This is a genomic window from Serratia sp. LTN-2, from assembly GCF_059740205.1.
In genome coordinates this window covers 17,260-28,690 of the sequence record NZ_JCAXDO010000014.1, presented here as the reverse complement: position 1 = coordinate 28,690, position 11,431 = coordinate 17,260, and the positions used below count along the sequence as shown (strand labels likewise).

Genomic DNA, 11,431 nt, shown 5'->3' with positions numbered 1-11,431 from the left:
TCCTGCACGTGCTATGCATGATACTTTTTATTTCGATGCAAACCATTTGTTGCGTACGCATACTTCTGGTGTGCAAATTCGTACCATGGAAACAAGCCAGCCGCCAATTCGTATTGTATGTCCGGGCCGTGTATACCGCTGCGACTCAGACCAAACGCATTCGCCAATGTTCCATCAAATTGAAGGTTTGTACGTTGCTGAGAACACCAGCTTTGCTGAATTAAAAGGTTTATTGATTAACCTACTGAATGAATTTTTTGAGAAAGATTTAAAAGTACGTTTCCGTCCATCATATTTCCCATTCACAGAGCCTAGTGCGGAAGTGGATATCATGGATGAGCGTGGACGTTGGTTAGAAGTATTAGGCTGTGGCATGGTACATCCAAATGTATTGCGTGCTGCGGGGATTGATCCTGATAAATACAAAGGCTTCGCTTTTGGTTTAGGGGTAGAACGTTTTGCAATGTTGCGTTATGGCATTAATGACTTGCGTATGTTCTATCAAAATGATGTGCGTTTCTTACGCCAATTTGCCTAACATTTTTTCAGGATTAAATAAGGTTTTATAAAGATGAAGATTAGCGAAAATTGGTTACGCACATGGGTTAATCCAGCAATTGATAGTGATACATTATCTGATCAGTTGACTATGCTTGGTCTTGAAGTAGATGAGCTGGCACCTGTTGCTAAGCCATTTACTGGCGTTGTAGTTGGTGAAGTTCTAACAGTTGAACAGCACCCTGATGCAGACCGTCTGCGTGTAACAACAGTGAATATTGGTTCAGGTGAGCCTTTACAAATTGTATGTGGTGCTCCTAACGTTCGTGCTGGAATGAAAGCACCTGTGGCAACTATTGGTGCAATATTACCGGGTGATTTTAAAATCAAAAAAGGTAAGCTTCGTGGTGTTGAGTCACAAGGTATGCTGTGCGGTGCCTCTGAAATTGACCTTGAAGATAAAATCGATGGTTTACTTGAGTTACCTGATGATGCTCCAGTAGGGGTAAACATTCGTGAATACTTAAAACTTGATGATAATGTTATCGATATTAGTATTACACCAAACCGTGGTGACTGCTTTAGTATTCGTGGTATCGCACGTGAAGTTGCAGTGATTAACCAACTGCAAATGAATGAGCCTGAAATTAAATCGGTTGATGCGACAATCACTGATGAGAAAAAAGTAGTCATCAGCACTGATGGTGCTCCACGCTACTTAGGACGTGTCATTAAAAATGTAAATGTTAAAGCTGCGACCCCTGAATGGATGGAACAGGCTTTAGCACGTTCAGGAATTCGTACTCATAGTATTTTAGTTGATGTAACGAATTACGTCCTCATGGAATTGGGTCAGCCAATGCATGCTTTCGATTTAGCTAAAATCGAAGGGACTGTACATGTTCGCCAAGCTAAGCCGAAAGAAAAGTTACAGCTTTTGAATGATCAAGAAGTTGAGTTGCAAGAAGATGTGATGGTTATTGCTGATGACCAGAAAGCACTAGCAATCGCTGGTATCATGGGGGGGCTAGCATCAAGCGTAACTGATGATACGACTGATATCTTCTTGGAAAGCGCATTTTTTGCTCCGCTTGCGATTGCTGGACGTGCTCGTCGCTTTGGTTTACATACAGATTCTTCACAACGTTATGAACGCGGTGTAGATTTTGAATTGCCGTTAATTGCGATGAACCGTGCTTCTCAGCTTATTCAAGAGTTGGCGGGTGGTGAGTTCGGTCCAATTACTGTAGCTGAAAAAGCTGATTTACTTCCGAAACGTGAAGCGATTGAACTTAAGCAAGTTCAAGTAGACCAGTTGTTGGGTTACAAAGTAGCGGCAGAGTTCATTACAGATGCATTAACTCGATTAGGTTGTGAAGTCACTGTTCAAGCGAATGGTGAATGGAGCGTAGCTCCACCATCACATCGCTACGATATGGCAATTTATCAAGATTTGATTGAAGAAGTTGCACGTATTGATGGTTATGACAATATTCAGATCAGCTTACCAAGTATGGATGTTCAACTTGCTAAGTACCAAGATCGTTTTGAAATCGCGCAGTTACGTCAAACGGTAGTCACTTTAGGGTATCAAGAAGCGATTAGCTTTAGCTTTGCTGATGCAAAACTTGAAAAGCAATTGAACCCGCAAGTAAGTCCGTTAATGTTGGCAAATCCAATCTCTAGTGATTTGGCTGCAATGCGCAGCACATTGCTTTCGAGTTTAATCCCTTGTGTACAATATAATTTAAACCGTCAGCAAAGCCGTGTACGTTTCTTTGAACTAGGTTTGCGTTTTGATTATCAAAATGCTAATTCTATTCAGGATCTGAAGCAAATTCCTACATTGGCTTTAGTTGCCGTAGGTTCTCGTGAACCTGAATCATGGCATGCTAAGCCACAGCCAATGGATTTCTTCGATTTTAAAGGTGAAGTAGAAGAGATTTTAGCTGCTGGACGTGTCAAAGTTGAGTATGTACGTTCAGAGCGTCCATGGTTGCATCCAGGGCAATCTGCTGAAATCTTAGTTGATGGCCAATCAATTGGTTACCTAGGCCGCTTGCATCCATCTTTAGAAAACGAACTAGATTTGAGCACAACTTGGGTTGCCGAGCTTGATCAGGCTGCCGTTTTGCAATCTTATGTATCTAATTTTACAGAATTATCACGTTTTCCTTCGGTTAGACGTGATATTGCGCTTTTAATCTCTGATAATATAAATGTTAGAGATATTCAGCAGTTAATCGAAAAAACTGGTGGAGAGCTTTTAGACTCTACTTGGTTATTCGATGTGTATACGGGGCAGGGTGTCGAAGAAGGTAAACGCTCATTAGCGTTTGCGTTATTATGGCAACATCCTTCACGTACGCTTGAAGATGCTGAAATTAAATCTGGTATGGACAATATAATCCAAGTGTTGGAAAACACTTATCAAGCGACATTGAGGGCCTCATGACAGCATTAACTAAAGCAGACATGGCTGATCATTTAAGTGAGTTAACCAGCTTAAATCGCCGTGAAGCAAAACAAATGGTCGAGTTGTTCTTTGACGAAATTAGCCAAGCGCTTATTGCGGGTGAGCAGGTTAAGCTTTCTGGTTTCGGTAATTTCGAGCTTAGAGATAAACGCGAGCGTCCAGGACGTAATCCGAAAACTGGCGAAGAAATTCCGATTTCTGCACGCCGTGTAGTTACCTTCAGAGCGGGTCAGAAATTTAGACAACGCGTTGGAAATGAGCAGATCGATTGATCTGCTTTTTTATTTATGACTTTAAATAAATCTAGAATAAATTTTTCTTAATATTAGAAAAGTATACTTAGCCATTGCTACATCTAATCTATTTTGATGCGTAAATATAAAATTTAGGCATAAAAAAAGAGGACAAAATGTCCTCTTTTTTCGCTAATCTAGAGTATAGATTAGTGTGCAGCAGAAGCAGCAACGTCAGAAGCAGCAGCAGCAACGTCAGAAGCAGCAGCAGCAGTTTCAGAAGCAGCAGCGTCAACAGCTACAGCAGCTTCAGAAGCAGCAGCAGTAGCTTCAGAAGCAGCAGTTACAGCTTCAGATGCAGCAGCAGCAGCAGGTGCTTCTTCTTTCTTAGAACAACCAACGAAAGCTAAAGTAGCAGCAACAGCAGCAGCAACAGCGAATTTTTTGAATAACATGGCATCACTCTCACAAAAAAGATTTGAGATTAAAAAAACCTAAGTTGGACTGTTTTGCTTTTATTATTCCTAAAACGTAGCTAGGTAACAACGCATGGAGCAGTCTAACTGGTCTGCCGCTATGCTATCACTGCAAATGTTGAAATACTACTGTTGGCTGTCAAAAAAGATCGGGAAAAGAGTGAAAAAAGCCTGTTTTTTAACAGAAAAAAACAATTAATCAGCTGAGATATATTGGAAAAGGTATAAGTAAGCTACTAAAAAACATGGTTTTTTTATATTAAAAATATTTGTTTTCAAAAACTTATAAATAATTTTACATAAAAATCAGCAAAATGTATTTTTGTGTAAAGCTTGTCAACCAAATAAAAAAAGGCCACTCAATAGAGCGGCCTTTCTAGAATAAATAATATGATTATGTTGAAGCTTTACGTTTCATCTGATCAAAGAAATCATCATTTGTTTTGGTTTCTTTCATACGATCAAGTAAGAACTCCATAGCTGCCAACTCATCCATAGGGTGAAGAAGTTTGCGGAGAATCCAAACTTTACGTAATTTATCTTCATCCATTAAACGTTCTTCACGACGTGTGCCAGATTTCTTAATATTCATGGCAGGGAAGACGCGTTTTTCAGCTATACGGCGATCAAGTGTAATTTCTTGGTTACCTGTACCTTTAAACTCTTCGTAAATTACATCATCCATTTTACTGCCAGTCTCGATAAGAGCAGTAGAGATGATTGTTAAAGAACCGCCCTCTTCGATATTACGAGCAGCACCGAAGAAACGTTTTGGACGTTCTAAAGCATGTGCATCCACACCACCAGTTAATACTTTACCTGATGAAGGAATTACGGTGTTGTATGCACGGGCTAAACGTGTAATGGAGTCAAGTAAAATCACAACGTCTTTTTTGTGCTCAACAAGACGTTTTGCTTTTTCAATGACCATTTCTGCAACTTGTACGTGACGTGCTGGTGCTTCATCAAATGTTGAAGCAACGACTTCACCGCGTACGGTACGCTCCATCTCAGTTACTTCTTCTGGGCGCTCATCAATTAATAAAACAATAAGGAAAACTTCCGGATTGTTTCTCACAATAGATTGAGCAATGTTTTGAAGTAACATTGTTTTACCCGCTTTTGGCGGAGCGACAATAATAGAACGTTGACCTTTACCGATTGGTGCAACTAAATCGACTACACGCGCGGTCAAGTCTTCTGTTGTACCATTACCAAGTTCCATAACCAGTTGTTCGGTCGGGAAAAGTGGAGTTAAGTTTTCAAATAAGATTTTATTACGTGAATTTTCTGGTGTGTCATAGTTAATTTGATTAACTTTGAGCAAAGCAAAATAACGCTCACCTTCTTTTGGTGGACGAATGGTACCTGTGATGGTGTCACCTGTACGCAAGTTAAAGCGTCGGATTTGTGAAGGACTCACATAAATATCATCCGGACCAGCTAAATACGAACCTGCGGCAGAGCGCAAAAAACCAAAACCATCAGAGAGAATTTCAAGAACGCCGTCACCAAAAATTTCTTCGCCATTCATCGCATGGCGTTTCAAGATGGCAAAGATAATATCTTGCTTTCGGTTACGAGCCATACCTTCAAGGCCCATAAATTCAGCAATTTTAATTAGTTCGCCGATTGGTTTTTTCTTGAGTTCAGTTAAGTTCATAAGGGTCAGAATTAGGAAAGAGTAGAGTGTGGTTTAAAAAGAAGAAAAATCGCTCGCATACAAAAAAGAGTATCGCAATTGTATTTACACAATAACAATTCAGAAGTCTGATTAACTGTTTCGAAGAGAAATGTGAAAAAACAATTTCTGTTGCCGAGTGGCGATCTTTATGTTTGTGTCTTGTAAGAAGCCGGACAGAAGACGATTCCCTTCAGTGCCTCTTGAGCATGCAATATAAGTGAGATCAGCTAATTTGTCAATTTATAGCCGAAAAAAATACGCTATAAAGGTATAGCGTATTTTCATCTGTAACGTTACGTCTTAAACGTTTTCGTCAATGAAGCTAACGAGTTTAGAACGAGGCACAGCGCCGATTTGCTGAGCTACTACTTCACCATTTTTGAAAAGTAATAGAGCAGGAATATTACGGATATTGTATTTCACTGCCGTCTCTTCACAAGAAGTCACGTCAACTTTAACGATTTTTACTTTACCCGCATATTCACTTGATAAATCTTCAAGAACAGGTGCAATTGCTTTACAAGGTGCACACCAACCTGCCCAAAAGTCAACAAGTACAGGTGTTTCAGCATCTAGAACATCTGCTTGGAAGTTATCATCAGTTGTATTTACAATAGTCGCAGACATGGTACGGCTCCAATTTTTAGAAAAAAGTGCTATCACTATAGGAGGAGATAATCTCTATCAGTATTACATAGCTACTTAGTTCAATGTAAGGGTTTGATGCTATTATTCAAGGCTTAAGTAAATTTGTCTAATGGATGCTCACGATATTCATCATCGGCTTGTACAATCGTTTAACAAATAGAAAAATATCAAAGGCTATTAATTGTTGATGAAAATGCCTTTTCAATTGCATTCTTGTGAATTACTCTAGGCGTGAATTGTTATGGGTTTAGTTCAATAATGTCTGACTTTCTGATTGATGAAGAATTACTTGCTGCCATAGATATGGGGTCGAACAGTTTTCACCTTGCAATTGCACGGGTAGATCACGGTGAAGTTAAAAAAGTGGCTTCAATGTCAGAAAAAGTACAGCTTGCAGCTGGTCTTGATGAAAATAAAAACTTAACAGAAGCAGCACAGCAACGTGGTTTAGCCTGTTTGGCTCGTTTCGTTGGGCGTTTAGGCTCAGTTCAACCTAACCGTTTAAGAATTGTGGCAACGAACGCTTTGCGTCAGGCTAAGAATGGCCATGAGTTTATTCAAAAAGCCGCTGAAATTTTGCCCAAACCTATTGAGATTATTGCAGGCCGTGAAGAAGCACGCCTGATTTATCTTGGTGTATCACATACGATGGCCAATGGTGGACGCCGCTTAGTGGTTGACATTGGTGGTGGATCTACCGAGTTTATTATTGGCGAAGAATTTGAGCCAATTTATACTGAATCATTACAAATGGGTTGTGTAGCCTATACAAAAGCCTATTTTGCCGATGGTGAAATCACACAAAAAGCATTTGATAAAGCAGTTGTTGCTGCGCGTAAAGAGCTTTCAGCAATCGCCACCACTTATAAGATGGAAGGGTGGGATACTGTTGTAGGTTCAAGTGGGACCATTAAAGCTTGCCGTCAGATTATGGTGAATATGGGGCTAAGTGACGAGCAAGAAAATGTCACACGTGAAGGTCTGCATAAACTTAAAGATAAGTTACTTAAGTTCAAAAATATTTCTGAAATTGATTTTGAAGGACTTCGAGAAGACCGACGAGCAGTTTTGCCAGCCGGATTGGCAATTTTGTACGCTGTTTTTGAAGTTTTAGAAATTGAACGTTTGGCATATTCTGATGGTGCATTACGTGAAGGAGTCATGTATGACCTGTTAGGCCGTTTTAAGCATGAGGATATCCGCGACCGTAGTGTACAAGCATTAATGGGACGTTATAACGCCGATCCGAAACAGGCAGAACGAGTTGTAAATACGGCTCAATACTTATTTGATAGTGTTGCTAAACCACTTAATTTAACGAGTGAAGACAGTGACTTACTGCGCCGTGCAGCATATTTGCATGAAATTGGTTTAGCGATTAGTCATGGTGGCTATCATCGTCATGGTGCTTATTTATTGCAACATTCCGATATTCCTGGTTTCTCACAAATTGACCAAAATCATCTTTCACATTTGGTTGCTCATCACCGCCGTAAATTGCGAAATGATGTAAAAAATGAAGTTTTAAAGGCTGGCGGTCATAAATTAGTTTATTTAAGTTTGTTACTTCGCCTAGCAGTTTTACTCAACCATAGCCGCAGTGATCAGATGCTTCCTGCCATTGAATTGACCATCATAAATGATCAACAATGGCAACTTAGTGTTTCTGGTGATGCCAAACAATGGCCATTGTTAGTTGCCGACTTGCATGATGAGCAAGAGCAGTTTAAGCATTGGGACATTGAATTGAATATTCAGTCGGAAAAATTTATCGATTAAAGGGATAATATTCGACCTATGAAAAAAGCTACTCAGTCCAAAGCGTGGACAACGGTTCAAATTGCACGTCATCCTGAACGTCCGCAGTTTCTAGATTATGTCGGTGAAATCTTTACAGAGTTTGATGCATTGCATGGTGATCGTTTGTTTGGTGACGATGGTGCGATGGTAGGTGGTCTTGCTCGTTTTGACGGTCAACCTGTGATGGTCATTGGACAACACCGTGGTCGTAGTACCCGTGAAAAATTAAAGCACAACTTTGGTATGTGTAACCCAGAAGGTTACCGTAAATCTCAGCGTCTTTTAGATATGGCTGAGCGTTTCAATCTCCCAGTTTTCACCTTTATTGATACTATGGGCGCATATCCGGGTGTTGGGGCTGAAGAACGTGGTCAGGCAGAAGCAATTGCGACTAGCCTTGCTCAACTTTCAAGCCTGAAAGTGCCTGTAATCGCAACAGTACTTGGTGAAGGCGGTTCTGGTGGTGCTTTAGGTATTGGTGTTGCTGACAGAGTGATTATGTTGTCACATAGTATTTATTCTGTGATTTCGCCTGAAGGCTGTGCATCTATTTTGTGGAAAACTGCTGAGAAAGCAGCTCAAGCGAGTGAAGCTTTAGGTTTAACAGCAGATAAACTACAATCACTAGGTATTGTTGAATATGTAGTAGATGAAGGTGAAGGTGCGCATTTAGATCCTGAGCGTGTGATGCAAAACTTAAAAGTAGTTTTAAAGCAGGCTTTGGATGAATTGCTACCAATGGATGCAAATGAACGATGCGAAGCACGTTATCAACGTTTAATGAAGTTTGGCAGCGAAAATTTAGGCGTGGCGTCTTAAAGCAAGCTCAAGAGTTCTCTGAAAAAAGTTCTTTTCTTATTGGATGTAGTGGTGGCATGGATTCAATGCTACTGCTACATTTAATGGCTCAAATTTTCCCTCAAAAGATCCGAGCAATTTATATTGATCATCAACTGCAAGATCAAAGTGCAGAGTGGGCGGAAGTGGTTGCCACACAGGCAGCAATATTAAATATTCCTTATATTATTCAAAAAGTTCAGATTGCAAATGGTAATCTGGAAGCTCAAGCACGTCAAGCGCGTTATCAAGCATATCAGCAACATTTACAAGAAAATGAAATTCTGTTGCTTGCTCATCATCAACAAGATCAGGCAGAAACAGTTATTTTGCGATTATTGTCAGGTGCGGGAGTAGATGGGCTTGCTGCGATGCAGGCTATTGATTACCGTAAAGATATGACAATTTGGCGCCCCTTTTTGGATTTAACACGTGAGCAAATCGCTTTATGGACCGCTCAGCTTGAAGTTAAATATATTGATGATCCAATGAACTATGACACCCATTACGATAGGGTGTGGTGTCGTGAAGCACTGTGGCCATTTTTAACAAGCCGTTTTCCAAAAATGCAGCAAGCTTTGAGCCGAACCAGTTATCTGATGCAAGATGCTTCTGAAATTTTAGAAGAAGTTCTCAAAGATGATTGGCAATATTCTGGTTCAGCTGACTATTTAAATTTAACGAAATTATATGAGTTATCTTTTGCGCGGCAGCGCCAGTTACTTTCTGCGTGGATGAAAGGCCAAGGGCAATATCGACCTGCATTTGAAATGGTCGAACGTCTAAGAGCAGAGGTTATTGAGTCTAAGTCAGATGCTCAAGCCGCTTTACATTGGAACCAGTTTTACTATGTCCGTTATCAAAATATACTCTATAGGCTGAGTAAACAGGTTTATCTCGCTGAAACTTTAAATCCGGTTGATGCTGAACTAGAGCATTCATTTAAATTAGAAGAAAAATGGCAGGGCGCAGCTGGACTATTCCATGTTGAGTGTAAAAGAATTGGTTTAAGTCATTCTTTATTGAATAAAAAATTAAAAATCATTCGACGTCAAGGTGGGGAAAAGATTCACCTATATGGTCGTGTTGGGCAATGGCCTTTAAAAAAAGCAATTCAAGAAGCACATATTTTGCCTTGGCTTCGTCATACAATTCAAATATTAGTCTTAGATAATGTTATGCTTGGGGTTTTTACACCGAAAGGATTTTGGTTGGCTCAGTCTCCATATTGTGAGGAAGGAGGGTGGCAACCAGATTTAATTTCTCATTCTTGTAATCTGGTAAATGGCGAATATAGTTATGGCAACAGCAGTGAATTGTAATATCTGTTTTATTGGTGGTGGTAATATGGCCCAAGCATTAATTGGCGGGCTCATTTCAAGAGGATTACCACCAACACGTATTACCGTTTCAGATCCTGTCGAACAAATTCGTCAACTATTGCAAGAAAAAGAAGTTCATGTAACTCAAGATAATACGGCTGCTATCCAGAATGCCGATGTAGTTGTTCTTGCTGTAAAACCACAAGTTCTGGCAAATGTTCTACGTCCGTTAAAAGGTTTATTATCGGATAAATTGGTTATTTCGATTATTGCCGGTGCGGAAATTAAGACAATATCAAATTTGATTGATAGTGAACGTATTGTGCGAGTTATGCCAAATACACCTGCATTAGTTCAAACTGGTGCTCATGGTATTTACGCGACTGATGTGGTTGGTGCCTCGGACCGTGAATTAACGAGTCAGATTTTAGCAGCAACTGGTTTAACAATTTGGGTAAACTCCGAAGCTCAAATTGATGCGGTAACGGCAGTTTCAGGTTCAGGCCCAGCTTATTTCTTCTACCTCATGGAAAGTATGATTCGTGCAGGTAAAAATTTAGGTTTGGATGAAAAAGTTGCAACTGCTTTAACTCTTCAAACAGCATTAGGTGCAGCTCAAATGGCAATTACGAGTTCAAATACTCCGTCTGAGCTGCGTAAAAATGTGACGTCACCGAATGGTACAACCCAAGCTGCACTTGAAGTTTTTGATCGTGCACAAATCTCTCAAAATATTCAATCTGCATTAGCTGCTGCACAGAAACGTAGCCAAGAATTGGCTCAAGAACTGAGTGACAGTGCAAAATAGCTTTAATAGGATAAGACAACTATGGGTGCAAATTCTGCGCTAATTTTTGGAATTTTAATTAACGTCGCGATTTTATTGGTCTTTTTCCGTTTTTTAATGCAATTGGCGGCAGTAAGTCCTTATAATCCTGTGGTTTTATCGACAGTAAAGGCGACTAAGATTGTTGATATTTTTGGCCGAATTTTTCCAACGGTCGCAAAAGGCCGATTCAATCTGGCAGCGTTGGTTCTTTTAATTATTTTATATTTACTGAAAATTTTCGGTGTAATGTATCTTTCGGGTTCCATGCCAAATAGTCCAGTTCATTTAGTGATTCTGACTTTTGTGACCATGATTCAGGATTTGATTCGCTTCTGCCGTTACTTAATTTTTGCAACAATCATTTTGAGTTGGGTCGTTATGTTTACTCAATCTCGTTCACCTTATATTGAGGTGATTCAAGATTTAGCTGAACCGTTACTCGCCCCATTCCGTCGTTTGTTGCCTAATATGGGGATGATTGACTTATCTCCAATTTTGGCATTTTTGGCACTCTATATTGCCGAGATATTAATGAATGAAGTCGCTAAAGTTTTATTAACTGGGCTTTAATTTTGTAAGATTAAAAAAGGGCTGTATTACAGCCCTTTTTTTATTGGTTTATCGATAA

General features: G+C 39.8%; 11 protein-coding genes. 8 read left to right on the top strand and 3 right to left on the bottom strand.

Going from position 1 to position 11,431, the window contains the following annotated elements; translation table 11 throughout:
* The 3 genes from pheS to AC6BYQ_RS21475 form a co-directional block, all read left to right on the top strand.
* Nucleotides 1–538, top strand: a 538-nt coding sequence (gene pheS, locus AC6BYQ_RS21485; protein WP_498057519.1) for a phenylalanine--tRNA ligase subunit alpha, incomplete at its 5' end; no start/stop codon positions are given.
* Nucleotides 539–571: 33 nt separating this feature from the next.
* Nucleotides 572–2,953 carry a phenylalanine--tRNA ligase subunit beta gene (gene pheT / locus AC6BYQ_RS21480; RefSeq protein WP_000703075.1) on the top strand — a complete coding sequence of 794 codons (2,382 nt, stop codon included), beginning with the start codon at nt 572–574 and terminating at the stop codon, nt 2,951–2,953.
* Nucleotides 2,950–3,246, top strand: coding sequence for an integration host factor subunit alpha (locus AC6BYQ_RS21475; protein WP_000126166.1), 297 nt, complete (start codon nt 2,950–2,952; stop codon nt 3,244–3,246). The genes pheT and AC6BYQ_RS21475 overlap by 4 nt, the downstream gene beginning before the upstream one ends.
* A gap of 170 nt (nt 3,247–3,416) precedes the next feature.
* On the opposite strand, the gene AC6BYQ_RS21470 is transcribed toward AC6BYQ_RS21475, so the two are convergent.
* The 3 genes from AC6BYQ_RS21470 to trxA form a co-directional block, all read right to left on the bottom strand.
* A complete protein-coding gene (locus AC6BYQ_RS21470) occupies nt 3,417–3,662 on the bottom strand; it encodes a hypothetical protein (RefSeq protein ID WP_000897679.1) in 246 nt (81 codons plus the stop codon).
* 415 nt (nt 3,663–4,077) lie between these two features.
* Nucleotides 4,078–5,346 carry a transcription termination factor Rho gene (gene rho, locus AC6BYQ_RS21465; RefSeq protein ID WP_001054522.1) on the bottom strand — a complete coding sequence of 423 codons (1,269 nt, stop codon included), beginning with the start codon at nt 5,344–5,346 and terminating at the stop codon, nt 4,078–4,080.
* A gap of 321 nt (nt 5,347–5,667) precedes the next feature.
* Complete coding sequence (gene trxA / locus AC6BYQ_RS21460; protein WP_001276875.1) at nt 5,668–5,994, bottom strand: thioredoxin; 327 nt, start codon at nt 5,992–5,994, stop codon at nt 5,668–5,670.
* Nucleotides 5,995–6,273: 279 nt separating this feature from the next.
* Between trxA and ppx the strand changes: the two genes are divergently transcribed.
* From ppx to AC6BYQ_RS21435, 5 genes are read left to right on the top strand one after another with little or no spacing between them, the layout of a single operon-like run.
* Entirely contained in the window at nt 6,274–7,794 is a 1,521-nt protein-coding gene (gene ppx / locus AC6BYQ_RS21455; RefSeq protein ID WP_001279274.1) for an exopolyphosphatase, read from the top strand.
* 18 nt (nt 7,795–7,812) lie between these two features.
* Nucleotides 7,813–8,634, top strand: a complete 822-nt coding sequence (locus AC6BYQ_RS21450) for an acetyl-CoA carboxylase carboxyltransferase subunit alpha (RefSeq protein ID WP_000710404.1) — start codon at nt 7,813–7,815, stop codon at nt 8,632–8,634.
* The gene (gene tilS, locus AC6BYQ_RS21445; RefSeq protein ID WP_079283860.1) at nt 8,571–9,974 is read left to right on the top strand and encodes a tRNA lysidine(34) synthetase TilS; all 1,404 of its coding nucleotides are present in this window, start codon (nt 8,571–8,573) and stop codon (nt 9,972–9,974) included. Before AC6BYQ_RS21450 ends, tilS begins: the two co-directional genes overlap by 64 nt.
* Nucleotides 9,952–10,782, top strand: coding sequence for a pyrroline-5-carboxylate reductase (proC, locus tag AC6BYQ_RS21440; protein ID WP_000179688.1), 831 nt, complete (start codon nt 9,952–9,954; stop codon nt 10,780–10,782). The genes tilS and proC overlap by 23 nt, the downstream gene beginning before the upstream one ends.
* 21 nt (nt 10,783–10,803) lie before the next feature.
* A complete protein-coding gene (locus AC6BYQ_RS21435) occupies nt 10,804–11,373 on the top strand; it encodes a YggT family protein (RefSeq protein ID WP_000501183.1) in 570 nt (189 codons plus the stop codon).
* Nucleotides 11,374–11,431 lie beyond the last annotated feature (58 nt).